Below are 25355 nucleotides of genomic sequence, written 5' to 3'. Positions count from 1 at the left end.
GCCTCATCGCTACACAGTAGGGGCAGGCGATCGCAGATGGACGAACTTCTGACCTGATGGCGAGATAGTGAAGCTCAGCGCTGAACAACCGGGCCTCTGTGCCCACGTCGATCGGATCTGTGCCTTGCGGTCCTACTCTCCCCACTGTCGCGTTCAGCACTACGGATCCTTGGCGGAACCGTGCCGGTGAACGATCGTTCACCGGACGGATGGGGCCGTTTCGCACGGCTCCCATTACGTTCGGGCTGGTGCCGGACATGTAATCGGTATGAGCACCCAAAACGGAGCACCCGTGGCCGACCCACTCGACGACCTGATTCGCCGTGCCGTGCCGCCGACCCGGCAGTCGTATCCCGCGTTACGCGGCGATGCGGACCGTCTTGCTCGCTTGGCGGTCGAGGAGGTCGGCGACAGTACTCGTCGTCCGCGGCGACGTCGCAACCTGTGGCTGGTCGGCGCGCTGAGCGTCGCCGGCCTGAGCCTTGGCGTCACGGGCGCAGTGGCAGGCCCCGCGATTCTCGACTGGGCAGGCTTCACCCCAGACGCAGCCGTCCAGCGCTCCTTCGACCTTGGAGACGGGCAGGGCAATGTTCTCTGCCAGGTCGCGATTCGGGTCGAGCCGGATTACTCCGCCGGCCAGGGCGCAGACGTCGAGCGTGAGGCGCGCGAAGCGCGCGTGTTCCTCAGTACCCACGACTGGGACCCGACGATCGCGAGCGTCGACGCCGAGGCCAGACGTACCGCCATCGAGCAGGAGCAAAGAGAGGCAGACGCCCGTGGCTTCACCGCGGATCCTGGGATCGCGGTGACCCGGCTGATCGCGGACCGCATCATCGAGCAGTTCAGAGAGGCCGGATACGGCGAAGGCGTCTCCATCGAATCGGCCGGCGGCTGCAACATCACAGAGGAGCAGGCGCCGTGAAAGCCAAAAGGACCGCCGTCCTAGAGGCCGTCTACCTCGCCAACGCCTCTGACCTGCTCAGCTATTTCGAGCGCCGCGTCTCGCCCGTCGCGGACGCAGCGGATCTGCTCAGCGACACCTACCTCGTCGCTTGGCGCAAAGTCGACTCCATCCCAACGGATCCAGAGCAAGCACGCATGTGGCTGTTCGGCGTCGCCCGCCGCACCCTTGCCAACGCTCAGCGGGGAAATGCCCGCCGCTCCGATCTGGCCATGAAGCTCGCCGGGACGTTGCGGGCGATGCCACTCGAGGAGCCCACCGCGGAGCATATCGACGTCCGACGCGCGCTCGACGCGATCGCTCCCGACCAGGCGGAGCTCATCAAGCTCGTGCTCTGGGACGGCTTCACCGTCATCGATGCCGGCAGGATCCTCGGCCTCTCCGCCAGCACCGCACGTGGACGATACCAACGCGCCCGCACAGCTCTCCGCGAACTGCTCACGGAGAAACAGCTCGTCACGGACGCCACCAGTTAGCTCCGGCCTGCCCCTGCGACCGAAGCGCTGAACGATCCCAATCCGGGACGCGAAGCGCGGCTGCGATGATCAGTCCATGCATCGAACAGTGGGCAGAGTGGTCAGCCGGTGACACCACCGCAATCAGACGCGAGAACGGTTCGCGCGAGGATCCGTCTCCGTCCAATCAGCGACGGCGGCCGAAAGGCGCCCATCGGTCTCGACGGAAGGTACCGACCTCATGTCGTCGTCGTCGGCGGCGACGGAACGCATCTCGGCGTGATCGTGCGCAGCAGCGAGGCTACTGAAGTCGATCCCGGCGAGACGAGCGAAGTGACCCTTCAGCTTCTGTACGACATCGACTACAGCTCCCTCCGCGCCGGAGCGGCCTTCACTATCGTTGAAGGCCCCAAAGCCATAGGTGACGGACAAGTCCTCTGAAGCAGTCGCCTCGGTAGGCCGCCATGCTCTGAAGACACGATCGAGCGCGTCGCCCGCAGAACTGCGCCGCAGCGTCCGCTGCGATGCTCGGCCGCACCGCGTGACGACCCGGTGATCGATCCCCTAACGGACAGCACCGGAGTAAGGCAGCGTGAATGAGCGACGACTCCTTGGCACGACCACGGACACAGGCTTGGATGAGCAAATGCAGACGCTCATCCCCCTGTCAGGCCGCGAGCTGTGGACCACGACTCATGGCGCCGGCACCGATGAAGACACGACGATCGCGATCGATCGCGGACTGCACGTCGCGCGCTGCTCGGTCCGCACCATGGTGCGCCCCGGGACTCGCGTCGGACCCCACGGTCACGTACACGGGATGGTGACCGACCCCGTGACGATCGCCTCCCTCGCCGCCGGCTGTCTCCTCCTCGGCACGCTCCCCACAGACTCCCGAAAGCGCGATGGGGTCGCCGTGATCGAGGAAGTCGAAGCTCGTTCGCTCGCTCTCGCCCAAGACCGAGACGGATGGACCGTCTCGGTACTCCCTGTCGACGGGATCGACTACGCCCTCTTCTCGCGCACCATCCCGGAGGGCACGATCGCACATGCCGACCTCGGATGGGCCGTCATCGCCATGTGGAGCACCGGCAGCGTCTACGACGGACCTCTACAACGAGCGGACATCAATCCGGAGGATCACCTGCCCGACCGGTAACCCATCCTCTAACGGGACAGCGCAGTGCGGTTGTGCAACCGAAAAGCCTCCATTAATGAAGCCCCGACCCTCGAGCGGGTGCGGCCACTTATGCGCACCACCATCCGCGCATCGTCCATCGTGAGCACCGTTGTGTCAGGATCACGAAATGAGGTTGAGCCGGTTTCCCAGCAAGCGTCTCGGAGTGGTGCTTACAGGCGTGCTTCTTCTGACTGGCTGCACGGGTCTCGGACCGGGAGCAGACCGCACACCAGCGAGCGAGGTCGTCCCCTCCAGTTCTCGCTCGACCGAAGCTGCCGCATCCACAGCAGAGCAGCTGAGCGATTTTGAGCAGCAACTCCCGATGCAGGGCGCCTTCGTCAGCCAGCAGGCCGAGACGACCGGCACCGCGCTGATCGAACGACGCTCGGACGGGAGCACATGGGTGACCCTCAAGGATTTCGAGACCAGCGGCGCGTTCGATGTGAGGCTCTCTCTCAAAGAGGGCGCTCTGGAGCAGGACAGCTCAGGAGCTTGGGTGGACACCGCCGGTTACAGCTACGAGATCGGCCAGCTCGACCCGGCGGACCCGGAACAGGAAATCGAGATACCAGGCGCCGATCTCATGCCGACGATCCGGACCCTCACCGTGATGAGTTATTCAGCTCCGGACTACCCGTCCCTCGGGTCCGTCGCGCTCGCCCAGTAATCCCGCACGGAGCGGGATGAGTGGTGGCGTCGAGCCTGCGGCTCCTGTCTCCATCTGAGACTGGAACTGTTGAATGAGCATCAACGATGGGGGCCTCCCGATGGTCGACGTGATTGCCGAACCGTCGCAGCGTGATTTCGTGCGTGCACGATGGCGGCGACGACTGCGAGGAGTGGCGCCCGCTTCCTTCGTCCTGGTGACACTGCTCGGCCTGTTCGGACCCTTCGCCGGCGCCTTCGGGCTCGGCATGAAGTGGGGCGAAGCGCTCGGCTGGGGAACGATTGTGCTGGGCAGCTGGATCCCAACACTGTTCGAGCTCGAGTGGATCCTTCTCATCGTCGGCGCCAGCGCCGCAATCACGCGATTAGCCCTCGCTCCCGAGCCACCGCCGACGACACGACCACGGCGACTCGTCACCACCGTCGCGCTCGTGACCGGCGGCGCGATCCTCACACTCGCCGTCCCTCTCGCCCTCTTCAGCTCACTGATCTTCAACAGCTCCGTCTACAAGGTGCTACCGACCGCGAGCGAGAACGGATGCCGAGTCGCCGTGCACCAGCACTCGTTCCTCACCTCCGCCGGCGGGGTTATCGGGGTCGTGCAACCGGGCAAAATGTCGGTCGAATGGATGTCCACCTACTACAGCGACGACGGCTACCTCCCCTTCAGCGCCAACGGGTACACACTCCAGTGGCGAGGAACCACGGCAATCATCACTCTCGGCGACGGCCCTGTTCAATCCACTGAACTCGCCCCACACGCAGACCTAGCATCGAAAGACCCCGTCACCTGCGACTGACGGCGAGCCATGCATAGAGCAGATGCCGGGAGCCTTCGGCGTCGGCTTTACCCTCCGCGAGCGGATCCGACATTGAGACAGCGATCGCGGGACGGGAGCGGAACTCGTGACGTTTCGCCGTTCGCTCGACTGTCCACCGGCAGAAGTAGAAGAGGGACCGCGAAATGACAGCGACGGGGCAGGCGCGGGAGCTACCGACCGCCACGAGTACTGGTCTTAGGGTGGCGATCACGCTCGTCGCGCTGTTCGGGATGATCGTGGCACCGATGGTGCTCGTGGTCCTCTCGATCCAGGCGACGGGCTTCACGTTCATGGGCTCTGAACCTGACCCTGAGCGGATCGCGGCGGGCAAGAATCTACGTGTAGCAGCAGGCACCTCCGCCTTCTTCTGCGGCATCGCCGTCTGGATCCTCACGGGGATCCGCGCTCTTCACTCCTCGCGGAACTACTGGGAGATTTTCCTCTCCGGACTTGCAGTACCCGCGCTACTGATCGCGGTAGGCCTCCTGGCATTCACCGCATGAGCATGCCGAGAACGTCTCGGTGAGCGATCCCCATACGGAACGCTCCATCGACTCTCCCGTGGGTGCGAGACTCGGAAGAAGACCCATCGTTACAGTGCCAGCGCTCCTCTCCTTCGCAGCGCGGTACGTTGTGCTGACGAGGCACAGGGGGATGCGGTGGAATCGACAACGCGCCTGAGGTGGGTGACCGGAGCCGCAGTGATGGCGCTCACGACGACGCTCATGGCCGGGTGTTCCGGCCCCGACACCGAGGCCTACTCCGATTTCAAGCGGGCACAAGACGAGCGAGACGCTCTTCCCGACGTCGGCACTGTAGGAGACGGCTACGACCCCGCCTCGATCCGTTACGTCGGCTCAGCCGACGGATTGGACGTCTGGATCGGGTCGCAGATCACGACCGGAGGCCGGTGCGTGATCGTGGACGGAGAAGGCGACAACGAAGACGGAAGCGGCTGCGGGGATGAGTTGTCGCTGAACGGAGCATGGGTCGTTCAGATACACACCGATGGCGCCGGTCCGGACGACGCTGATGGCCTCGACTGGACGAGCCTCGGTGAGAACGTCTCTATCCGCCGGTACTAACCACCCCGTTCCTCACGTCGACCGCGCGGACGAGCATGTGAGAACGACCCCTACCGGCCGTCCGGTCGACCATCCCTTAACGGGACGCTGATCAGTCAACCTTTCAACGATCTGATGACGTTCGCGGTTGTCAGTTCTCGAGGTCCTCTGCACAGATCTTCAAGGTCGTCTGCACAACTACCGGAGCCGTCTTTCGGAGCGTACGCCGACGTCGGCCAGCTGCGTCTAGGTGGTCTTCCGCCCGAGGACGCGGAGGCCGTCTGGTCGCACCTCACCCGTGGGCGAGACGTGGCGGTAGAGCGTCTGGCGGGAGATGCCGAGTTCTTTGCACAGGGCGCCGATGTGCGTTTCCGGCTTGCCCATCGATGCCATCGCGAGTCGCACCTTGGCGGGCGTCATGGTGAACGGGCGCCCGCCGACCCGGCCGCGTGCTCGAGCGGACGCGAGGCCCGCCATCGTTCGTTCGGAGATGAGCTCCCTCTCGAACTCGGCGAGGGCCGCGAAGATCCCGAAGACCAGCTTGCCGGCAGCGGTGGTCGTGTCGATCGCCGACCCCTGACCCGTGAGCACTTTCAGCCCGATGCCGCGGGCGGCGAGGTCATGGACCGTGTTCACGAGGTGGTGAAGGTCGCATCCGAGCCGGTCGAGCTTCCACACCACGAGCGTGTCGCCCTCGCGCAGTGCTTTCAGGCACGACAGCAGGCCCGGGCGATCATCCTTCCGGCCGGATGCGAGGTCGGAGTACAGCTGAGCGTCCTCGACGCCGGCCGCGAGCAGCGCGTCGCGCTGCGGATCGGTGGTCTGCGTCCCGTCGGTCTTCGAGACGCGCATGGACCCGACGAGCACCGCTGACTCCTGTCACTTATACGGCCGAATACGTGACAAGCCAGCGTCAACGCGGTGTGGAGTTGATCGCTTTGTGGCGGCAGTCTTTGATCGCTCCTTGACGTCGCGCTACGCGTGCGTCGGATCACCGAGGATTTCAGCGAGTCAGGAATTTCGCGAGAAACGTGCGGTAAATCACTGTGAGCTGGTGCAGATCGCTTACCACGACGTGTTCGTCGATCTGATGGATTGTGCTGCTGATGAGGCCGAATTCGGCGACCTCGCCATAGTGGGCGATGAATCGCGCATCGGAAGTTCCTCCGCCGGTATCCAACGAGGGAGTTCGCCCGGTCACGGATGTTACCGCCTCGGATAACAGCGCGACGTGGCTCGATCCAGCAGTGATGAAGGGGTCGCCACTTACCTCGACTAAGAGGGTGAAGTCGGTTGCGAACTCTTCTGCCGCCCGGCGGATCAAGCCCTCGAGGCTCTCGGCTGAATGAAGGTCGTTAAAGCGAATGTTCAGATGCGCGGTTGCTTCGGCGGGCACCATGTTGTTCGCCGCATTGCCGACGTCGATCGTGGTGATCTGGAGACTCGACGGCTCGAAGCACTCGGACCCCTCGTCGAGTGGTGTTGTGGCGAGTCGGTTGAGAACGCGGATGAGGCGGTGCACTGGGTTGTCGACGAGGTGGGGGTAGGCAACGTGCCCCTGGAACCCGCGCACCGTCAGGTTGGCGTTAAGGCTTCCGCGCCGTCCGATCTTGATCACGTCGCCGATTCGCTCCGGGTTCGTCGCTTCGCCGACAAGGGTGAAGTCCGGCATGTCGCCGCGATCGGCGAGCCACTCGAGCACACGCACGGTGCCACCCGTGGCCGGCCCCTCTTCGTCTCCGGTGATCAGGAGGCTGACCGACCCAAGGTCGAGCACTTCGGGCTGCGTCTGCGAGACCGCTGCGAGGAAAGCGGCGATGGCGCCCTTCATATCGCTGGCACCTCGACCGATGATCGTCCCGTCGCGGAGTGTCGCATCGAAGGGGTCGGAGCTCCAGTCGTTAGAGCCTGGGGGAACGACATCGGTGTGACCGGCGAAGCACAGGTGCGGTCCGTCGATTCCTCGGCGGGCGTAGAGATTCGGGGTGCCATCGAAGTCCAGCCGATGAACGATGAAGCCAAGGCTCTCAAGTACGCCTGCCACGACATCGAGGGCTCCGTCGTCGCTCGGGGTGACCGAAGCACATCGGATCAAAGACTGCGTGAGCGCGACGGGGTCCACGGGAGCGAAACTATTCGGCACGGAGACACCGTACCTGCAACATCAACTACATCTCGGAAAACAACAGCTTTCTGAGACGCCCGGTCGGCATCGCTGTCGCGGTGTCGGGTCCGCGCGATTCTGAGGTCGCAGATGTCTCGAAAATGCGTCTCAACAGAAACCGTCTCAGGGTCATGACTGCGAGGAGTTTGTGAGTCAAACTGGTCGAGTGAGACTTCTTGGATACACCCGCGTGAGCACATCGAGTCAGGATGCGCAGTTGCAGCTCGACGCGCTGGTGGCTGTCGGCGTTCAAAAGCGCGACGTGTTGGCTGATGTCACCTCCGGGAGCAAGACCGCGATCGAGCGCCGAGGGATGAAGAAGCTCCTCGAGCATGCAGAGTCCGGTGACACCGTGGTCGTGTGGCGAATTGATCGGCTTGGCCGCTCCTTGATGGACGTCCTGAACACGGTGAACCTGCTGCGTGACCGCGGCATCCACGTCCGGTCTATCTCTGATGGCATCGATCCGGCGACGTCGACGGGCCGGCTGATGCTCAACATGCTGGCCACCCTCGCCGAGTACGAGCGCGAACTGATCGTCGAGCGGGTGAATGCGGGGATCGCAGCGGCGCGGCAGAACGGCACACGCTTCGGCCGCCCACTGTCCGATCCTGCAGTAATCGCCGACAAGCTCGCCATCGCCTCCGATGCTCGAGCGAAGGGCCGCACCGCCGAAGACGCAGCACGACTCGTTGGCTGGAGTCGCGCCACCCTCTACCGTCACCAGCAAGCCCTCGCCGGCCGCGAGAGCACCGCCATGTAGCAAATGCCATGGACGGTGACGAGCGGTGGCGAATTCTCCGACTTCACGTCGAAGATCAGATACCCCTCGCCGCCTGAGCTCGTGGCGTTCATCGAACGACTGGCTTTGAGCAGGCCGCGACCAGCGCTGACCACGCTGCACCGCCTAGCAAGCGCTGAAGCAGATCATCATGGCCTGTCGGCGCCGAGCTACGCCACCGTCAGGGAAATCGTGCAAGCTCTAGACCCGGCGCTCGTAACACTCGCGTTGGAAGGACCGGCCGCCTATCGAGACAAGCACGAGCTGGTGTTTCGCCGACGCGCCGAACGTCCCAACCACATGTGGCAGGCGGATCACACCGAACTCGACATCCTCATCATGGGCACCGGGGGCGCGCCCGATCGGCCGTGGCTGACGATCGTGATGGACGACTATTCGCGCGCGATCTGCGGCTACATCGTCTTCGCCGGGGCACCGTCCGCGATGAACACAGCACTTGCTCTCCGTCAGGCGATCTGGAGAAAGCCCGACCCGACGTGGGCTATGTGCGGGATACCTGACGTTCTCCACGTCGACCACGGCTCCGACTTCACCAGCCACCACCTCGAGCGCACCGCCATCGAGCTGCGCATCCGCATCATCCATTCCATCGTCGGCAGACCCCAGGGCCGCGGCAAGATCGAACGCTTCTTCCGCACCATCAACACCGAACTCCTCGCTACCCTCCCGGGGCACCTCGGGCCCGGCAGCAGAAGCCCCGACCCAGTACTTGATCTGGCGGCCCTCGACCAGGCGATCGGCGCCTTCGTCAGGACCTACAACGAGCGCCCGCATCGCGAGCTCGAAGCCTCTCCGTGAGACGCATGGGTTGCTGACGGCTGGCTCCCGCGTATGCCTGACAGCCTCGAACAGCTCGATGGGCTTCTTCTCACTGTTCCGAAGAATCGCGTCGTGCAGCGCGATGGCATTCACTTCCAGGGCCAGCGCTACCTCGCCCCGACGCTCGCACCCTTCGTCGGGCACACCGTCACGATTCGATATGACCCACGTGACGTCTCAGAGATCCGGGTCTACGACCGCGACACCTTCGTCTGTGTTGCCGTCGACGAAGCTCACCCCAACCTCCGACTCAGCCTCCGCGACATCGAAGCCGCCCGCCGCGCCCGCCGACGACAACTCCGGCACGTCGTCAACGACCGCATTCCCACCGCCACCGTCCGGGAGGAGCCGCACAGCGTCGCGCCCGTTCCCCATCGGCGCCGGCTACGCACCTATGAAGAGGACGAGTGATGAACCAGGCCTTCATCGTGACCAAAGAGCACCGACGCTTCACCGAGTTCGCCAACGCCGTCCGCAAGGAACGAACCATCGGCATCTGTCACGGTGATGCTGGTGTCGGCAAGACCAACTCCGCCCGCCGCTATGCGAACTGGGACGCTCTCGAGCCCTACATCAACGAATGGGGCTTGCGAGGAGATCACGACGCCAAGCACTACGCCCTCGCCAACCGATCCCGCACCGTGTTCTACACACCCGAAGTACTCTGCCGACCCAAAGACCTCATGCACGACATCGACCATTGGCAAATCAAAGTCGGCCTCTGCGCCGACGAACATCTGCGCTCCCTCGAACCTGACCCGCCTTTCAAAGCACGACCAGTGGCTCACCTCGTCGAGCTACTCATCATCGACGAAGCCGAACGACTCACACCCACCGCACTCGAGCTGCTCCGCGACCGACACGACCGCGAACACCTCTCCATAATTCTGATCGGCATGCCCGGCATCGACCAACGCTTCCGCCACTACCCGCAGCTCTACAGCCGCCTCGGCTTCTCCCACCATTACCGCGCCCTCGGTCGCGACGAACTCCTCTTCGTCCTCGACCGCCACTGGAAGCGCCTCGGCCGCACCCTCGACCCCGACGACTTCACCGACGCCCAAGCCATCGCCTCCATCGAACGCATCACCCGCGGCAACTTCCGCCTACTCGAACGACTCTTTCCGCAGATAGCCCGCGTGCTCAAGATCAACGACCTCGAAACCATTACCGACGACGTCATCGAAGCCGCTGCCAGCATCCTCGTCATCGGCAACTAGCGCCACGCAACGATCAAGAGACGCCGCCACTTAGCGATCAACTCCACAAACGCGGCGCGCCGAGCAGTGTCGTCCTATAACTTGTCACTCATTCTACGACTCGTGAAAGGGTCGGGTTCGGGGTTCTGTGACGACCGATGCTAGGCGAGGGACGATGATCTCCGTGACTTCGCTGGTGCCATTACCGGGTTTTGATTCCCAGGCCCACGTCTCCTTCATTCGAAGCAGCCCAGTTGGGTCGAGAACAATCTCGGAGACGCAGGATCCCGTCGAGGTCTCGCCGTCCTCGTTGAGCTGGCAGTAGCGGAACGCCACCGTGTCACCGGTTCGAGTGCCGACAAGGAATCCCCGCCGGACTGCGCCGCCGGCGTAGGTGGCCCACACCTCGCCGTCCGCTTCGTGGTAGTCGAAGACAGTCTCAGGTCCTACTTCGCCGCCGACTGTGTCGCGGACAGCCGCGAAGCGGTAACCGTCAAGAGAGGGCAATGAGCTCGATGCGTTCATAGGAAAAGACTAGGGACGAAGTGACGGCAACTCCGGGGCAGGGGATCTACCGGGTCCAGTGCAACATCTCCGGCGAGGAAGATCATGCGCGAGCCGGCGGGAACTGTCGCGGCGTACGCATACTGCGCTGCGCCGGAGAGGCTGTTGGAGCGGATGAGGCTCACTACTGAAGTCACTGGCGTCACGCTCCGCTGTCGTCGGCCCAACGAGTCTTCCACGGCCGGGCACCAGATCGGCCCGGTGAACCATCCCGATACGGGACGGTGCCGGCCCCGCCTGCCGGTTGCAAGTAGACAAAGGCGCGGTCTTGAGTACGGTGGCGCCGTGAAACGAACAGGCGAGGGAATGGCGGGACGGCATTGCGCCGCTACGGCGCTCATTGCTGCTGGCGCACTGATGCTCGCCGCGTGCTCAGGTTCACCAGCTCCGGAGGGTGATCCGATCCGGGCAGCTCGCGCGTTGCGCGACGCGCCGCTGATCGTGCAGGAAGGCAACGCTGCCGATACCTGCGGAGAGTTCGTGCTTGATCAAACCGAGCTCGTGCCCATCAACGCGGTCGCATGCCTCGACACGGCAGCAGCAGCGGGCGAGGAGGCGGAGCTCGCCTGGAGTTCTCTCACGGATGAAGGGGATCCCGTCGTCTCTTTCGCCTACACGGCACCCTGGAACGCAGGGATCGTCTTCTCTCTGACAAACGAATACAACTCCTACGCGGATGATCACGGTTGGACCACCGGCCTCTGCCCGGACGCAACCACCGCAACCTCCGATTTCAGCCCCGAGACGTGCCCCGGTCCTGTGGAGGGATGAGTCCACGCGGACGACGAAGATGGCCCGCTCAACCATCCCCTTACGGAACACATGATCGTGGAGTGCTGAACGTTCTGATTCATGGCGTGTTCACCGACGTGCCGGACCATGATGCTCATGGAAACACGAGAACTGGCATGGGGCATTCTGGCGTGGCCTGCCGTTGCGGTCCTCGCGCTGGTGCGAACCGCGGGCAGCTGGGATGTATCGGGCGGGTCCGCAGCAGGGCTCATCGCGGGCACGGCAGCTGCGTTCACTGTCGCGGGCGCACTCCTATGGCTTCCCTCGAGTCTCTGGCTCGACCGGCGGACACGCCGCACCCCGCGCGTCGGGCGGGCGGCCGCGTTCCTGGGTCTGGGACTCGTGATCGGCGCCGCCGCCTCCACCGCGCTGGTACTCGCGTCGGGAAACGCGACCTGGCCCTCCTCCGCGGGCCTCATCACGGAATATGCAGTCACGGCAGGAATCGCTTCCCTCCTCGGCTGGCTCCTCGCCGCCACCCTTCGTGCGAAGAAGCTGCCGATCGTTCAGACGGCCGCGAATCGCGTGAACCGCTGAATGATCCGGGTCGTCGATCGATCAGCGTGCCAGCAGCAGTCCGGCCAAGCCGATGACGACCGGCACCACGGCAAAGGCCAGGAAGAGGTATGAGAGCACGAGTCCCACCGTCGACTCCCAGCGAGGACCGACGTGTCGTCGCGCCTGATGACCGACGAGGACGCCGGCCAGCGGGAGAAGGTACTGCAGCGTGGTCGCGACTCCGATGACCAGGGGATCGCCCACCCACAGGTGGGCCACCGCCAGGTATCCGACGGCGTAGGACACGACGGCGAGAACGCCCAGCACGAACGCAGCCCGCGTCCACCCTCGTCCGCTCCGCCGCGCGGTACCCGTCTCCTTCATCACACTCATACCTCCACTGTACGAATCGCTCCTCGCTCACGCCCGCCCCTCGGAGCATGTGCCGGTCCTTCGCCCGACGTCTCGTTCGGTGACACGACCACGCCTCGGCGAGCTGCTGTCCAGCGTCAGCCGGCGAGCCGGCGTCCACAACGAGGACGCGACTCGGATTCGGAACATGTCCGATGGCTGCCTCGATAGCCTCAGCGCATGAAGATCCGAGCCGGTTCGCCTGACGATCGCGGGCCCTGCATCGACCTCTGGCTGGAGGCACTCAGAGCACGAGACGGATGCAGTCAGGACGACGCGGTCGCCGAGAGGGCTCGAGCGAAGTTCCACCGGCCTCTCGTTCGGTTCGCCGTCATCGGCTCGGATCCCCTCGGGTTCGCTCTCACCGTCGACACGGGCGATGGTCCGGGCCGACACAGTGCGCTGCTCGAACTGCTCGCCGTCGCACCGAGCGAGACAGGGCGCGGGCTCGGCCGGACACTGCTCGACGACGCGGTCCAGTCCGCCTCTCAGCTCGGCTACCTCGTCCTGAAGCTGCACGTCCGCGCCGGAAACGATCGGGCGGAAGGGCTTTACAAGGCGTCCGGCTTCGAGCCTCACGGGGATCCCGCGCCGCATCCGCTCGGTGGTCATCCGATGATCGAGTACGCGCGGACTCTGACTCACGTCAGCAACTGAGGACCTCCGGCCACCGATCCCCGTACGGGCCACCTCGCGCGACCGGATCACATGCGCACTCAACGCTGGTCGAGCGGTCGGGTCATGGCAACCTCATCCCATGAGCGTGAGCGACGGACAGGCCTGTGCCCCACGGGACCTCGACGTGCTCACCGACCGGCTCCGACTGTGCCGGCCCGCCGAGACCGACCTGGACGAGCTGTTCCGCCTCTACACCGATCCGCGGATCGCGGAAGAGGATCCGCTCCTCCTCCATCTCTCCGCCGATCAGACCCGGGCCGTGATCGCGTATCGAAGGACCCAGTGGACACGGGACGGACTCAGCAGCTGGGTGATCCGCCGGCGCGACTCCCCCATCGACAGCCGTGATCTGATCGGAATGGGTGGATGCACTCTGCTCTCCGATGCAGCCTGGAATGTGGCGTTCACCCTCCACCCCGACCACTGGAGCAAGGGCTACGCGCAGGAGGTCGCCCTCGCCGGCATCGAACTCGCCCACCGCCTCCGACCGGAGCTGCCCATCACCGCGGTCGTCGCAGAACGCAACGCACGCTCCCGCCGCACCATCGAGCGACTCGGCCTCGCGCTCAGATGGGAGGGTCCGGACGCGCACAGCCCAGACCCGACCGCACGAGTCGTGCTCTTCGCCGACCGCCAGCTCTCCGCTGAACAGGTCCGCCGGCTCACCGGCTGAACCCGATCGCCGATCGGCTCATCCGCCAGCTCAGCGAGAGCTCCCCTCACGGGCAGCGAGTCGGCACCGCCGGTGAGCATGGCGATCCTCCGCTGCGGGAACTGCAAGCGAAGCCGACCTGTCGGTCCACCAGCCGGCGCCTCCCCCTCCCCGCTCCTCGATCCCCGACCGCAGGGCAACGAGACACGACGACACTGCGCTCGGGAGTCCACCGGCAACTCCTTGAAGGGGCACGGCCGTCCGTCGCCGGACGGATTCACGTCCACCTCTTGTTCATTCCGGCTTCGTTGTCCAGCGCCGTCGGCTGCCCGAGCGTTCGGCAGGTGGACACCAGGAGATCGACCTCGACCGGCTCTAGCTCCGTTGTGTCCTGGGTCGCTCTCGCGTCAACCGGCGTCGCCGCCGCGACACTCTGGATCGCGGACGCCGTCTGGTACGGGATCCCCGAGTCGGGTGGCCCGGGAGTCAGTCTGCTCTTCATCAGCGGATGGGGTCTTCTCACGTGCGCCGCCCTGCTCACGGTCGGCGTGCTCATCCATCTGGCGCCCTCCGCGCTGAGCCGCCACGGAAAACGCCCCGTCGAGTTCGTGCTGCCGAGCGCCGCACTCGTCCTCATCGCGGGGATCCTGCTCGCGCATCCGCTGGCGGGCAGCGCTTTCGCCTGACCCTCACCGGCATCGACCCTCGAAAATGTCTCGGCGCCTCCGGGCCCTCTCGTCAACGGGCTCTGGTGGCTTCACAATTACAGCAAGGGGTGCAACCGTTCGGGTCGGTGCACCCCTCGCTGCCGGTTGGCCGAACGCGCGCCAACCTCGAACGACCAGCAGCCAGGGATCGCCGATCGAGCGGTCACAGCCTAGATTTTCTAGACGGTCTAACTAAGTCCCCTTTCCGGGTGAGGTGGATCGTGCAGGCGATGCTGGTGCTTCGGCTGACCGCGGGCGCCGAGTTGGGAGCGGCCGGCGTGTTCGAAGTACTCGCCGGCGACCGCTACACCGCCACCACCGCCGGGCTGTCCCCCGCAGACACAGTGAACCCCGCGATTGCCGCGACCGTCGCGGAGCTCGGTCTCGACATCAGCGACCGCACCCCCCGCGCCGTCACAGTGGAGGACCTCGAGAACGCGGACATCGTCGTCGCCATGAAGCCCGGCCTCGCGATCCCCGCGACGACCCGACCGACTGGAGCGCCGAGAACGTCCGCCCCGCCGCGAGGCCGTCGCCGCCCGGAGGCAGGTCGCTTCGGCCGGTACGGTGACCGCATGGACGACGACAGCGAACGTCAGAATCTCGTGATGAGTACCGAGATCATCAACGCCTGCATCAGAGCCATCGAGAACCCCGAGAAGCTGTTCCGGGTGTGCGCGAGCGTCTCGGGAGGTCGCGACGACGAGAGGGCGGCCGTTGCCGCAGCATTCGGGACCAGCGACGTCGTGGCCGATGCGATCCTCGACATGCAGGTGAGGCGTTTCACGCCGAGGTCGATCGAGCAGATGCGTGCCGAACTGGCCCGCTATGACCGTCGACTAGCTGAACTCGGCCGGCCGTAGGACGATTTCCGTACTGGACAGCAGAGCCGAGACGCGCTTGAGGACGACACCGGCCGAGCGCGTCGAGAAGTCCCGCCGATGTCAGGAGGGATCCCGGTCTCCGCGCACTGTGAGGACCCAGACGGTGTCGTTGTCCGCGTCCGATGGGGTGGCGTCGACACTCGAAATCGGCTTCTCACCGAGCGACGCGGGATCGATCTCGTGTGGGCCGTCGGCGCAGTCGATAGCGTCGAGGGTGGTCGTCGTTCTCGTCGTCGGTCCCCCAGCCGTGGAAAGCGATCCGATTTCGAGGTCGATCACTCCTGGTACGGGTCGAAGCGGTGGGCGGGGCGGGGTGCGGTGGTCGTGGTGGTCATGGTCAGGCCTTCCTGTGCAGCAGTGGGAGAAGAGGAGGGGCGGGGACCGGTGCGAGCCGGACTCCGCGACCGCAAGGCCCTTCTTCACCGCGTCGGTCTTGGTGCCGGTGCGCTTGGCGATCGCTGCGGCGGACACGCCCTCGAACGCGAGCTGCGCCCACGCGGCGGTGCGGTCCGCGACGCTCAGCTCGGCGCGCTGGTCGTTCTCGATGATCTGCTGAACGATCCGGTACTTCCGAGCCGCCAGCAATCAGTCAGGTGGACGAGCCGGTCGTCGGCCCGGCCCCTACGCGCACCAGTCGCGCGAACGTCCGTTGACACTGCGCGCGGTGTCGCCGGTGCCGAGGTCGACGAGCACGGTCGAGGTCGCGCTGAAGCCCGGCTCGCTCGGGTAGTCGTCCGGCCGGCCCTCCACCGAAACGGTCTCGACGGCGAGGTACTGCCCGTTCGGCGAGAGGCAGACGCCGCGGATGCGCCCCGTCGGCGAGGTGCGGAACACCTCCGAGGTGCCGGACGCGTCGACGCGGACGACGGAGTACTGGGTCGCCCCCGTCTCCGGCGCGTACTCGGCCTCGAGCTCGACGTAGCTCCCGGAGTCGAGGAGCAGGATCTGCACGGGCGTCGCGGTCGCGCTCACGTCGGCCGGCGGGAGGGCGAGCGTTTCGACCGAGCCGTCGGCCAGGTCGATCAGCGAGCCCGACTCCGGATCGGCGACCACGAGCCGGTTCGCGCCGGGCACGAATCCGCGCAGCTCCGCGTGCTGCCCGAGCGGGCTGATCGAGCCGGGCGTCAGCAGGTCGAGCAGGAGCACCGTGTCGTCGAGCGAGTGGGTGACGACGGAGGTGGTGCCGGGCACGAACATCCAGTCGCGCGCCCGCAGCGGCCCGCCGTCGATCCCGACCACGGGGACCGCCTCGGCCTTCTGGTCGGTGAGGTCGTAGGAGTAGAGGGCGCGGTCAAGCGGGCCCGACGGCGCCTGCCCGGTGAAGGTCCAGCCGAGCACGCCCTTCTCGGGCGAGGAGTGCAGCTCGCGCACGATCCCAGGGCCGGGCAGCGGAATGACGCCCTCGGAGCCGGTGTCGAGCGTGACCGTGCGGAGGAGGTTCGTGTCGTCCGGCTCGATGGTCACGACGACCAGCACCGGGCCGACGACGGCGTAGTCCTGGATCCGGTCGGCCGTGACGAGGACCCGGGCGTCGCCTCCGGAGAGCGGGCGGACGCGGACGGCGTCGGGCTGCGAGGGGTCGTCGGCGGTGCGGTCGAGGGTGAAGAGGTCGGGGTCCTTCGTGGTGAAGGAGGCGGAGACGTCGGTGGCCGAGCCGGTCGCGGCGCTGCGGGCGTCGTCGATCCCGATCTCGTAGCGGGTGGCGTAGCGGAGGGTGTCGGTGAACGTGACGGTGAGCACGCCTCCGTCGAGCTCGGCAGTGTGCGGGGCGTCCGGAGCGACGCGGACGCGGTCGAGTGCGTCGGGCTCGAGAGCCTGGTCGAGGTGCAGGCGGGCGCGGGAGCCGTCGCGCTCGACCACGCCGTCGGTGCTGACCTCGAGGGAGGCGACCCGGGGCCCCTTCGCGACGGTGGCGGCGGTCAGGCCTCCGACCGCGAGGACGAGCACCGCGACGACCGCCCAGAAGAGCCGCGGGAAGCGGGAGGCGCCTGCGGAGTCGAGGCCGGGAGCCCGCCGCGCACCGCCTCCGGCCCGTCGCCCGCTCTGCGCCGACGTGCCGCCGCCGGGAGACGCGCCGGGCTCGAGAGACGCGCCGCGCTCAGGAGACGCGCCGCGCTCAGGATTCGCGCCGCGCTCAGTAGACATACGGCATCGCCGGCTCGTCGATCGGAGTGAGCGCCTCCGGCTCCAGCACGACCGCCTCGGCGCTGGTGACGCTCGGGTTCGCGCCGAAGCCGCCGCTCGCCTCCAGCCACTGCCCCTCCGACCAGGTGTCGGCCCAGCCGGCCTGGTAGACCGGCACGCCCACCGGCTGGGCGTCCACCGCGCAGCAGGTGACGACGAAGCGGGCGATGTAGAAGACGTTCTCGGGGTCGGAGGCGTCGGGGGTCACGAATCCGCTCACCGTCGCCGTGCGGCCGGCGAGGAACTGCTCGCTCGCGCCCTGACGCAGCAGGGTCGCCCAGTCGCGCACGCTGAACGAGGCCGTGTCGCCGGTGGGCGCCGCGGCGGTCACGGAGGCGTCGACGGCGCTCGTGTTGACCTCGCGCTGCGTCGCGGTCGAGGCGGTGAGGGCGGCCGGCGGGAGCACGAGCAGGGCGACGGCGGCGGAGGCGATCACCGCGACTCCGGCCGCTACCGCGACCACCCGGCGCCAGGGGCGGGCAGGCGCGGGGGCGTGGAGGTGCTCGACGTCGTCCTCGTGCTCGTGCTCGTGGGCGTCCTCCTCGGCGCCCGGCACGACCGCGAACGCCGCGATCAGCAGCACTCCGGCGATCACCGCGAGCACCACCGAGAACTCGAAGTAGCGGGGGTGGATGTAGAGGCCGAGTCGGCCGGTCGCCGCGAGCCACAAAGTCGAGACGACGCCGATCAGGCTGAGGACGACGCCCTTCCAGCGGGCGAGGAGGCGCTCAGAGCGCATAGTTCACCGCCAGTCCCAGCACGGCGGCGGCGAGGGCGACCAGCACGGTGACGCGCACCAGCGTCGCGGCCGAGAACGTGGTGCGCAGCAGCGCGAGCATCTTGACGTCGATCATCGGGCCGAAGACGAGGAATGCGATGATGCCTCCCGGCAGGAACGTGGAGCCGAACGAGAGCACGAAGAACGCGTCGACGTTCGAGCAGATCGAGATGACGAACGCGAGGACCATCAGCGCCAGCACCGACCAGAGCGGGTCGCCGCCGAGAGTGGTCAGCACGTCGCGCGAGACGCCGACCTGGATCAGCCCCGCGATGGCGGCGCCGACGAACAGCGCCGGCATCATCGCCCCGGTCTCCTCGGCGAACAGCAGCACGCTGCGCCGGGAGCGGTCGCGGAGGGAGCGGGACGGCCGCTCGCCCGCCTCGCAGGCAGCGCGGAAGCGGTCGCTGAGCAGGCTCATCGGCTCGGAGTGGCGGCTGAAGATCCAGCCGACGAGGTTCGCGATCGCGAAGCCGCCGACGACGCGCCAGACGAGGATCCCGTCGGCCCAGCCGAAGGCCTGGTAGGTCGTGACGATGGTGATCGGATTCACGATCGGCGCGGCGAGGAGGAACGTCATCGACTCCGACACCGAGAGGCCCTTGACGATCAGCCCGCGCGCGAGCGGCACGTTGCCGCACTCGCAGACCGGGAGGAGCACGCCGAGCAGCGAGATCACGAGCCGCCGCGGGAGCGCCCGCTTCGGCAGGATCCTCAGCAGCACGGCCTCGGGCACCCACAGCTGCACCGCGATCGAGAGGACGATGCCGAGGAACACGAACGGCAGCGACTCGATGACGACGCTGATCGAGAGGGTGAGGAAGTCGCGCACCGCGTCCGAGAGGGCGTCGCCCGCCGCGTCCGGGGCGAGCAGGCGCGTCGCCACGAGGACAGCGACCAGGGCGAGCCCGAGGAGCGGCCCGCGCCGCGACCGCCGGGCGCCCGGGGACGCGCGGGTCGGGGCGGCGAGCGCGGATTCGGGGGACATCCCGACCCATCGTAGGCGGGGGCCCTGCGCGGGCCGGCGCGGGGCGCGGGCGCGGGGCCGCCGGGTGTCGCCCGGGGCGCACGAGAACTCGGAAGTGGCCGTACGGGAGCGCGAGTACCGCGACTTCTGCGTGATCGCGGTGTCGGCTGCGCCCGACCTGGCGAGATCCGGCCGCCCGCGAGTGTCCGATGGTCGTCGCGCTCGCGCTCGAGTGCGACGACTTCTGGACACTCGGTGCGAGGGCGGGCGCCGAGGGTCGCGGGAGGCGGGCGCGGCACTCGCGCAGCGGCCCTCCGGGTGCAGGATGAGCGCATGCCCGCCTCCCCCGCGCACCCCCTCCGCGTGCGGATGCAGCCGCGCGCGATCGACGAGGCGCACCGCGTCTCGAGTCCGCTCGAGCTGCTCGTCGACCTGACCTTCGTCGTCGCGATCGCGCAGATCGCCCAGCAGCTCGCCCACGCGACCGAGGAGGGGCACCTCGCCGAGGGGCTCCTCCCCTTCGGCATGGTGTTCTTCGCGATCTGGTGGGCGTGGATGAACTTCACCTGGTTCGCCTCCGGGTACGACACCGACGACGTGCCCTACCGGCTGTTGACCCTCGCCCAGATGGCCGGCGTCCTCGTGCTCGCGGCCGGCGTCCCGGCCGGCTTCGAGGAGGGCGACTACCGTGCGATCACCATCGGCTACGCGATCATGCGGTTCGCGCTGGTGAGCCAGTGGATCCGCGTCGCCGTGTCCACTCCGGAGCACCGCACCTCCGCCGTGCGCAACGCCGTCGGCTTCTCGATCGTGCAGGTCGGCTGGCTGCTGCGGCTGCTCCTGCCCGAGGAGGTCGGGGTGGTGAGCTTCCTGCTCCTGGTCGCCTGCGAGCTGGCGGTGCCCCTCTGGGCGCAGCGGGCGGGGGACGCGAACTGGCATCCGCACCACGTCGCCGAGCGGTACGGGCTGTTCACGATCATCCTGCTCGGCGAGGGCGTCCTCGCGGCGGTGATGGGCGTGCAGCGGGCGGTGACGGTGGCGGGCGTCAGCACCTCGCTCGTGCTGGTCGCGGCCTGCGGGCTGGTGATCGTGTTCGCGCTGTGGTGGCTGTCGTTCTCGCATCCCTCCGGCGAGCTGCTGGAGCGGCGGCGCGGCCTCTCCTACCGCTGGGGCTACGCGCACTTCGCGGCGTTCGCGGCCCTCGCAGCGCTGGGGTCCGGGCTGGAGGCGGCCGTCGCCGCGACCGCGGGCCACCTCGAGGCGTCCGACACAGTGATCGGCGCGGCCGTCGCGGTCCCGGTCGCGGCCTTCGTCCTGACCCTGTGGGCGGTGCACGCGCCGCTCGGCGAGCACCAGCCGATGCCCGCGCGCCTGGCGCTCCCCGGTGTCGCGCTGGCGCTCGCGACTCCGCTCGTGGCGGGGACGCTCGGCGTGGGCGGGGTGCTGGTCGCGCTGGCCGCGGTCTCGGCGGGGCTGGTCGCCGCGGTGGTGGGGCGCGGGCGCACCGCGGAGTGACGGGGTCGGCGGGCGAGGCGCGTCGCCGTCGCGAGAGGCGCGTCCGTCACCTCGAGACACCGCCCTCGTCGGCGAGACGCCGGCCTGGCGGCGGTGTCCCGGCGGGAGCGGAACGCCTCGACGAGCGCACCGCGGCGGCGGCTACCCCCGGCGCAGCAGTGGCTCCGGGCGGCGGGGCACCCAGCAGCGGACGCGCGAGCGGTAGCGCTCGAAGTCGGCGCCGAAGCGGGCGGCGAGGTCCGCCTCCTCCAGCGGGCGAACGGCCTGGTTCCAGACGACGGCGCCGAGGAGCGCGTACAGCACGACCAGCCACGACGAGAGCAGCAGCCCGACCGCCGCTCCCTGCACGATGCCGGCGACCGCCATCGGGTTGCGGACCCAGCGGTAGGGCCCGGCGATAACCAGCCGGTTGGTCATCGCGATCGGCAGCGGCGTGCCGTCGCCGAGGAGCGACATCGTGAGCCCCGACCAGATCCCGAGCGCGCTCGCCGCGACCAGCAGCAGGACGGCGAGGCCGACGACCGCGGGCGGTGCCGCTCCGAGGCCCACGCCCCAGCGCTCCTCCAGCGCGGCGATCACCAGCGGGACGACGACCAGCGCGCCTCCCCAGAACACCGCGATCTGCCCGAGGGTCGCGGCGAGGTGCGATCCGGGTCGGCGGCCCGCGGTCGCGACCCGGAAGGAGAGGGGACCGGAGGCGATCCAGCGCGTCGGCACCCGGCCGAGCAGGAGCAGGCACGCCGCGACGACGGAGCCGCCCGCCGCGGCGAGCATCGCGACGACGCCCCAGCCCGCCTCCCCCGTCAGGGTGGCCCAGACGGCCAGGGCGACCGCGACGAGGAGCGTCCAGGCCGTCGCGGTGACGGCCGCCCAGCGGATGCCCGTGGCGGCCAGAGCGGAGGCGCCGACGAACAGCGGGAGGTCGAGAGCCGCGACAGGGACGGGATCGAGGCTGCCGAGCGTCGCGATCCGCACCGCGGGGACGAGCGCCACGGCGACCCACCAGGCCGCTCCGCCGAGCGCCTGCACGGCGAAGTAGAGGCGTCCCCAGGGCATGGCTGCACGGTACTTCATAGCTGAACCCAAGGAACGACCCAGGGCGTTGACGGGCTCGGCGCCCTAGGCTCGGAACCAGTTCCCGCCGCCTCCACGAGAAGCGGCCCACCACGACGCCAAGGACGACGCCGATGAACCGCACGACCGTGATCACCGCACTCGCCTGCGGGCTCCTCCTCACCGCCGCCGCAGCCACTCCCGCTGTCGCCGCGACCTCGGACACCGCCGGGGACTCCACCCGCTCCGTCGACGAGTTCGGCGTTCTCGCCGCGACCGACGGCGACACGCTGCTGATCAACGGGCGCGCCTTCCTCCTCGAGTAGGTCCTCCCCGCCGGGCACGGCCGCGAGGACGCCACTCGCGGCGCCGGCCTCCTGATCCGCCGCTGCGTCGACGTCGACGCCGCCGCGGCCGTATTCCTGGTGACGACGGTGCACGGCTTCTCGGGGCCCGAGATCCTGCCCGCCTACCGCGAGGCGCTGCGGCACACGCGCACCGCGCACCTGGTGTCGATCTCGGACAGCGACCGCTCCCCCGAGCTCGACTACGCGGCGACGGTGCACCACGGGATCGACGTGGAGGGCTTCCCCGCCGGATCCGGAGGAGAGGACCTCGTGATCCTCGGCCGGATCCACCCCGACAAGGGCACGGCGGAGGCGGTCCGGATCGCCGCCGCGGCGGGGCGCCGACTCCTGATCTGCGGCATCGTCCAGGACGAGCGCTACTGGCGCGAGGAGGTCGAGCCGCTCGTCGACGGGACGCGCGTCGTCTACCGCGGCTCGGTCGGGCCGGAGGAGCGGGCCCTCGTGCTCGGCGGGGCGCTCGCGGTCCTGCATCCGATCGGCTTCGACAAGCCGTTCGGCCTCTCCGTCGTCGAGGCGATGGCGTGCGGGACGCCGGTGATCGCGAACCGCCGCGGATCCATGGCCGAGATCATCGACGAGGGCGTCACCGGGTACGCGGTGGGCTCCCTGTCGGAGGCGGTCGCCGCGGTCGAGCGGGTCGGACTCCTCGACCGCGCGGCCGTGCGGGCGACCGCGCGCCGCCGCTTCGCCGTGGACCGGATGGTCGACGAGTACCTGGCGGTGTACGCGGGAGTGCTGGGGCGCTGACGCCGGTGTCACGTCGGCATCGGATGCGCGCGTGACTCCCGGCCCTCTTCACCGAGTCGCCCGGGAGGGCTCGTTCTCGACGCGGAGAACGAGCCCTCCCGGGCGACTGAGCGATGCTGATAGGAAGAGGCCGTGCCTCGACCTCATCTCTTCGTCACCCGCGGAAGCCTCCTCCACTTCGCCTGCGACGCGTGGCTCCTGCCGACGGACCGCTTCCTCTCGTTCACGGACTTCTGGCGCGGGGTGCCGCAGCTGGAGGATCGCGCACGCGCCGCGCTGACTCCGGAGTTCTCGGACGGCCGACAGGCGGCACTGCCGCTCGCGCCGCGCGACGGCGAGCCCACTCCCGTCCTCACCGCCGTCCCCGATCGCGCCGTGCACGACGCCGAGGACAGCGAAGGACTCGCCGACATCGCCCGCCGCCTCCGGGCCTTCGTCGAGGTCGCCGCGCGGACGGTGACGAGGGATCGGCGCACGAGGCGGCCGCTGCCGCTCCTGGCCGTGCCGCTCTTCGCGACGGCGGGAGGCGGATCAGGGACCCTCCGCGACGCCGTGCTCGCCCAGCAGCTCCGCGTGCTGCGGGAGGCCGCCGAGGCGTTCGAGGTCGACATCGCGATCGTCACCCTCCGCGCCGACGTCCACGCCTTCGCCCAGTCCAGGCGACGACTCGATCCCGCGACGTCCTGGCCCGAGCTGGAGGCTCCGGCCCTCGAGGAGGCGCAGAGCCTCGCCGAGCGCGCCCGTCGCCGCCGGCTCGTGCCCTTCCTCGGCGCCGGGACCAGCGTCAGCGCCGGCGGCCCCTCCTGGGACGGACTGCTCGAGGAGCTCGGCCGCGAGATCGGACTCGACTCCGAGACGTCCGCGGTCCTCAGCGGGAAGAACGTGCTCGACCAGGCGTCCTACCTCGCGACGCTCTTCGACGAGGAGCAGCCCGGACGGTTCGCCGAATCCGTCGCCCGTGAGATCGGCTCCCTCGAGCGGTACGGTCTCGCTCCGGCGCTCCTCACCGCGATCGACTCCGAGCAGGCCATCACGCTCAACTACGACCGCCTCTTCGAGACGGCGTCCGAGGACGCGGGCGTCCCCCGCGCCGTCATCCCCGGCGACCACGAGGGCGACCACGAGCGCTGGCTGCTGAAGCTCCACGGCACCGTCGACGACCCGTCCTCGATCGTCCTCACCCGCGACGACTACCTCGGCTTCGACTCCTCCCGCCGCGCCCTCTCCTCGATCGTGAAGGCCACCCTCGCGACCCGGCACCTGCTCTTCGTCGGCTTCGGCCTCACCGACGACCACTTCCACGAGATCGTCCACGACGTCCGCCGCGCGTTCCCCTCCTCCGCCTCGGGAACGCTCGCGACCGCGCTCACCCTCTTCGCGGATCCGCTCGACGAGCGCCTCTGGCAGGGGAGGCTGCGGCTCGTGCCGATGCTGCCGGTGCCCCACGATCCGTCCCGCGTCGGCGAGGCCGCCCGCGTCCTCGAGATCTTCCTCGACGCCCTCGCCGCCTTCGCGACGGACGCCCACTCGTACCTCCTCGCGCGGGGGCACGAGAGCGCGATGACGGCCGCAGAGCTGCGGCTGCGGGAGCGGTTGACCGCGCTGCTCCGGGAGGCGACGGCGGAGGAACGGGCGACCGGAGCGTGGCAGGAGGTCGCGGGGATGAGTGAGCGGCTGGGTGGAGACGGGCGCTAGCTCCAGCTCGTCGGTCTGACAGAAGAGCTTCCCTCCGAGCACCTCAACTGAGAGGATCAGGGAAATCGTGAGGGGGAGAAGTGATTGCTACCACAGCAGATGGCAGCCGGTTTGATCTACGTGAGGACGGCACGTGGGTAAAGGTGAGTGAAGCAACTCGAAAAGTGCAAGTAGACGGGTTCCGGCGGGCGCCGTGGGGCGCAACCAAGGCTGAGATACTCGAATCAGAGCCTTCAAAACCGTCCGGCCAGACTGACACTGCTCTGATCTACGAAGTCAGGCTCAGCGACCTGGATGTGCAAGCGTTCTACATCCTAGTGAATGACACTCTCGTCCGCGCGAAGTACATCGTCACCGAGGAGTACACAAATGAGTACAACTATGTGCGTGCATTCGATCGTCTGAAAGACCTTCTGGTAAAGAAATACGGCAGTCCCCTCAAAGACAACGAGTACTGGAGCGATGATCTCTGGCGAGACGACCCCTTCAAGCTAGGTGTCGCCGCAGCATCTGGCGCTTACAGCCACTACATCATCTGGGAGATCGCGGGCAGCCGCATCATCCTCTACTTGGGCGGAGAGAACTACATCGTCTCGCTTCTCATCGAGTACTCGAGCCTGGAATTAGAGACGTTGGAAAACGAGCACCAGGAAGCCGCAGCCCTCGATCAGCTGTAATCAATGCCTCGTCGGATAACTAATGCGTCAGCGGGCATCACGAGTGAGTCGCCA

General features: G+C 67.8%; 32 protein-coding genes. 23 read left to right on the top strand and 9 right to left on the bottom strand.

Annotated elements, in window-relative coordinates; all coding sequences use genetic code 11:
• The first annotated feature begins 292 nt into the window (after positions 1-292).
• From C5C35_RS11290 to C5C35_RS11260, 8 genes are all read left to right on the top strand, one after another.
• Positions 293-922: a hypothetical protein gene (locus tag C5C35_RS11290; protein ID WP_104248169.1), complete on the top strand. Its 630-nt coding sequence runs from the start codon at positions 293-295 to the stop codon at positions 920-922.
• Positions 919-1437: an RNA polymerase sigma factor gene (locus C5C35_RS11285; RefSeq protein ID WP_104263137.1), complete on the top strand. Its 519-nt coding sequence runs from the start codon at positions 919-921 to the stop codon at positions 1435-1437. The genes C5C35_RS11290 and C5C35_RS11285 overlap by 4 nt, the downstream gene beginning before the upstream one ends.
• A 258-nt stretch (positions 1438-1695) precedes the next feature.
• Positions 1696-1857 (top strand): hypothetical protein, encoded by a 162-nt coding sequence (locus tag C5C35_RS17000; protein WP_181134145.1) that lies wholly within the window; start codon positions 1696-1698, stop codon positions 1855-1857.
• Positions 1858-2062: 205 nt separating this feature from the next.
• Positions 2063-2575: a hypothetical protein gene (locus C5C35_RS11280; RefSeq protein WP_104263136.1), complete on the top strand. Its 513-nt coding sequence runs from the start codon at positions 2063-2065 to the stop codon at positions 2573-2575.
• A 148-nt stretch (positions 2576-2723) separates the two neighbouring features.
• Positions 2724-3263: a hypothetical protein gene (locus C5C35_RS16735; RefSeq protein WP_146084597.1), complete on the top strand. Its 540-nt coding sequence runs from the start codon at positions 2724-2726 to the stop codon at positions 3261-3263.
• A 73-nt stretch (positions 3264-3336) separates the two neighbouring features.
• Entirely contained in the window at positions 3337-4062 is a 726-nt protein-coding gene (locus C5C35_RS11270) for a hypothetical protein (protein WP_146084596.1), read from the top strand.
• Positions 4063-4283: 221 nt separating this feature from the next.
• On the top strand, positions 4284-4586 hold the full coding sequence (locus C5C35_RS11265; RefSeq protein WP_146084595.1) for a hypothetical protein: 303 nt from the start codon (positions 4284-4286) through the stop codon (positions 4584-4586).
• A gap of 156 nt (positions 4587-4742) precedes the next feature.
• Positions 4743-5168, top strand: a complete 426-nt coding sequence (locus C5C35_RS11260; RefSeq protein WP_146076643.1) for a hypothetical protein — start codon at positions 4743-4745, stop codon at positions 5166-5168.
• Between the two features lie 225 nt (positions 5169-5393).
• Here the strand turns inward: C5C35_RS11260 and C5C35_RS11255 are convergent, their stop codons facing one another.
• Positions 5394-6014, bottom strand: a complete 621-nt coding sequence (locus C5C35_RS11255; protein WP_104263132.1) for a recombinase family protein — start codon at positions 6012-6014, stop codon at positions 5394-5396.
• 136 nt (positions 6015-6150) lie between these two features.
• Complete coding sequence (gene dapE, locus C5C35_RS11250) at positions 6151-7269, bottom strand: succinyl-diaminopimelate desuccinylase (protein ID WP_219814167.1); 1119 nt, start codon at positions 7267-7269, stop codon at positions 6151-6153.
• Between the two features lie 208 nt (positions 7270-7477).
• Here dapE and C5C35_RS11245 point away from each other — a divergent pair, with 208 nt between their 5' ends.
• From C5C35_RS11245 to C5C35_RS11235, 4 genes are read left to right on the top strand one after another with little or no spacing between them, the layout of a single operon-like run.
• Positions 7478-8074: a recombinase family protein gene (locus C5C35_RS11245; RefSeq protein WP_104263130.1), complete on the top strand. Its 597-nt coding sequence runs from the start codon at positions 7478-7480 to the stop codon at positions 8072-8074.
• 3 nt (positions 8075-8077) lie between these two features.
• Positions 8078-8911: a DDE-type integrase/transposase/recombinase gene (locus tag C5C35_RS11240; RefSeq protein WP_308470969.1), complete on the top strand. Its 834-nt coding sequence runs from the start codon at positions 8078-8080 to the stop codon at positions 8909-8911.
• A 33-nt stretch (positions 8912-8944) separates the two neighbouring features.
• Complete coding sequence (locus C5C35_RS17375) at positions 8945-9343, top strand: Mu transposase C-terminal domain-containing protein (protein ID WP_308470968.1); 399 nt, start codon at positions 8945-8947, stop codon at positions 9341-9343.
• A complete protein-coding gene (locus C5C35_RS11235) occupies positions 9343-10152 on the top strand; it encodes an AAA family ATPase (protein WP_104263129.1) in 810 nt (269 codons plus the stop codon). Before C5C35_RS17375 ends, C5C35_RS11235 begins: the two co-directional genes overlap by 1 nt.
• Before the next feature lie 93 nt (positions 10153-10245).
• Here the strand turns inward: C5C35_RS11235 and C5C35_RS11230 are convergent, their stop codons facing one another.
• Entirely contained in the window at positions 10246-10656 is a 411-nt protein-coding gene (locus C5C35_RS11230; RefSeq protein ID WP_104223373.1) for a hypothetical protein, read from the bottom strand.
• A 324-nt stretch (positions 10657-10980) separates the two neighbouring features.
• Here C5C35_RS11230 and C5C35_RS16730 point away from each other — a divergent pair, with 324 nt between their 5' ends.
• A complete protein-coding gene (locus C5C35_RS16730) occupies positions 10981-11466 on the top strand; it encodes a hypothetical protein (RefSeq protein WP_146076936.1) in 486 nt (161 codons plus the stop codon).
• A 117-nt stretch (positions 11467-11583) separates the two neighbouring features.
• The gene (locus C5C35_RS11220) at positions 11584-12024 is read left to right on the top strand and encodes a hypothetical protein (protein ID WP_146084594.1); all 441 of its coding nucleotides are present in this window, start codon (positions 11584-11586) and stop codon (positions 12022-12024) included.
• A 21-nt stretch (positions 12025-12045) separates the two neighbouring features.
• On the opposite strand, the gene C5C35_RS11215 is transcribed toward C5C35_RS11220, so the two are convergent.
• The gene (locus C5C35_RS11215) at positions 12046-12378 is read right to left on the bottom strand and encodes a hypothetical protein (protein ID WP_104226378.1); all 333 of its coding nucleotides are present in this window, start codon (positions 12376-12378) and stop codon (positions 12046-12048) included.
• Between the two features lie 198 nt (positions 12379-12576).
• On the opposite strand from C5C35_RS11215, the gene C5C35_RS11210 reads away from it, so the two are divergent.
• The 4 genes from C5C35_RS11210 to C5C35_RS11195 all read left to right on the top strand — a co-directional run bounded on the left by C5C35_RS11210 (position 12577) and on the right by C5C35_RS11195 (position 15296).
• A complete protein-coding gene (locus C5C35_RS11210) occupies positions 12577-13053 on the top strand; it encodes a GNAT family N-acetyltransferase (protein WP_104223376.1) in 477 nt (158 codons plus the stop codon).
• Between the two features lie 100 nt (positions 13054-13153).
• Complete coding sequence (locus C5C35_RS11205; RefSeq protein WP_104247869.1) at positions 13154-13747, top strand: GNAT family N-acetyltransferase; 594 nt, start codon at positions 13154-13156, stop codon at positions 13745-13747.
• A gap of 365 nt (positions 13748-14112) precedes the next feature.
• Complete coding sequence (locus tag C5C35_RS11200; RefSeq protein WP_104263127.1) at positions 14113-14412, top strand: hypothetical protein; 300 nt, start codon at positions 14113-14115, stop codon at positions 14410-14412.
• A gap of 230 nt (positions 14413-14642) precedes the next feature.
• Complete coding sequence (locus C5C35_RS11195; protein WP_258060023.1) at positions 14643-15296, top strand: low molecular weight phosphatase family protein; 654 nt, start codon at positions 14643-14645, stop codon at positions 15294-15296.
• 81 nt (positions 15297-15377) lie between these two features.
• On the opposite strand, the gene C5C35_RS17370 is transcribed toward C5C35_RS11195, so the two are convergent.
• The 4 genes from C5C35_RS17370 to C5C35_RS11175 are packed head-to-tail and all read right to left on the bottom strand — an operon-like array spanning position 15378 to position 19267.
• Complete coding sequence (locus C5C35_RS17370) at positions 15378-15902, bottom strand: hypothetical protein (protein WP_104260804.1); 525 nt, start codon at positions 15900-15902, stop codon at positions 15378-15380.
• Between the two features lie 36 nt (positions 15903-15938).
• On the bottom strand, positions 15939-17462 hold the full coding sequence (locus C5C35_RS11185) for a hypothetical protein (RefSeq protein ID WP_146084593.1): 1524 nt from the start codon (positions 17460-17462) through the stop codon (positions 15939-15941).
• Complete coding sequence (locus C5C35_RS11180; protein ID WP_104248332.1) at positions 17452-18240, bottom strand: TIGR03943 family putative permease subunit; 789 nt, start codon at positions 18238-18240, stop codon at positions 17452-17454. The genes C5C35_RS11185 and C5C35_RS11180 overlap by 11 nt, the downstream gene beginning before the upstream one ends.
• A complete protein-coding gene (locus C5C35_RS11175; protein ID WP_104263125.1) occupies positions 18230-19267 on the bottom strand; it encodes a permease in 1038 nt (345 codons plus the stop codon). Before C5C35_RS11175 ends, C5C35_RS11180 begins: the two co-directional genes overlap by 11 nt.
• 312 nt (positions 19268-19579) lie before the next feature.
• On the opposite strand from C5C35_RS11175, the gene C5C35_RS11170 reads away from it, so the two are divergent.
• Positions 19580-20761 carry a low temperature requirement protein A gene (locus C5C35_RS11170; RefSeq protein WP_219814166.1) on the top strand — a complete coding sequence of 394 codons (1182 nt, stop codon included), beginning with the start codon at positions 19580-19582 and terminating at the stop codon, positions 20759-20761.
• Between the two features lie 141 nt (positions 20762-20902).
• Here C5C35_RS11170 and C5C35_RS11165 read toward each other — a convergent pair whose 3' ends face one another.
• Positions 20903-21817, bottom strand: coding sequence for an isoprenylcysteine carboxylmethyltransferase family protein (locus tag C5C35_RS11165; protein WP_104263124.1), 915 nt, complete (start codon positions 21815-21817; stop codon positions 20903-20905).
• A 131-nt stretch (positions 21818-21948) separates the two neighbouring features.
• On the opposite strand from C5C35_RS11165, the gene C5C35_RS11160 reads away from it, so the two are divergent.
• From C5C35_RS11160 to C5C35_RS16725, 4 genes are all read left to right on the top strand, one after another.
• Positions 21949-22140, top strand: a complete 192-nt coding sequence (locus C5C35_RS11160) for a hypothetical protein (protein WP_104223384.1) — start codon at positions 21949-21951, stop codon at positions 22138-22140.
• 99 nt (positions 22141-22239) lie between these two features.
• Positions 22240-22929, top strand: a complete 690-nt coding sequence (locus C5C35_RS11155; RefSeq protein WP_258069046.1) for a glycosyltransferase — start codon at positions 22240-22242, stop codon at positions 22927-22929.
• Positions 22930-23061: 132 nt separating this feature from the next.
• On the top strand, positions 23062-24624 hold the full coding sequence (locus C5C35_RS11150) for an SIR2 family protein (RefSeq protein WP_104263122.1): 1563 nt from the start codon (positions 23062-23064) through the stop codon (positions 24622-24624).
• A gap of 80 nt (positions 24625-24704) precedes the next feature.
• The gene (locus C5C35_RS16725; protein ID WP_146084592.1) at positions 24705-25301 is read left to right on the top strand and encodes a hypothetical protein; all 597 of its coding nucleotides are present in this window, start codon (positions 24705-24707) and stop codon (positions 25299-25301) included.
• Positions 25302-25355 lie beyond the last annotated feature (54 nt).

Source organism: Rathayibacter sp. AY1F8, from assembly GCF_002932165.1.
Taxonomy (GTDB): Bacteria; Actinomycetota; Actinomycetes; order Actinomycetales; family Microbacteriaceae; genus Rathayibacter.
This window is presented reverse-complemented; position numbering and strand designations above follow the sequence as displayed.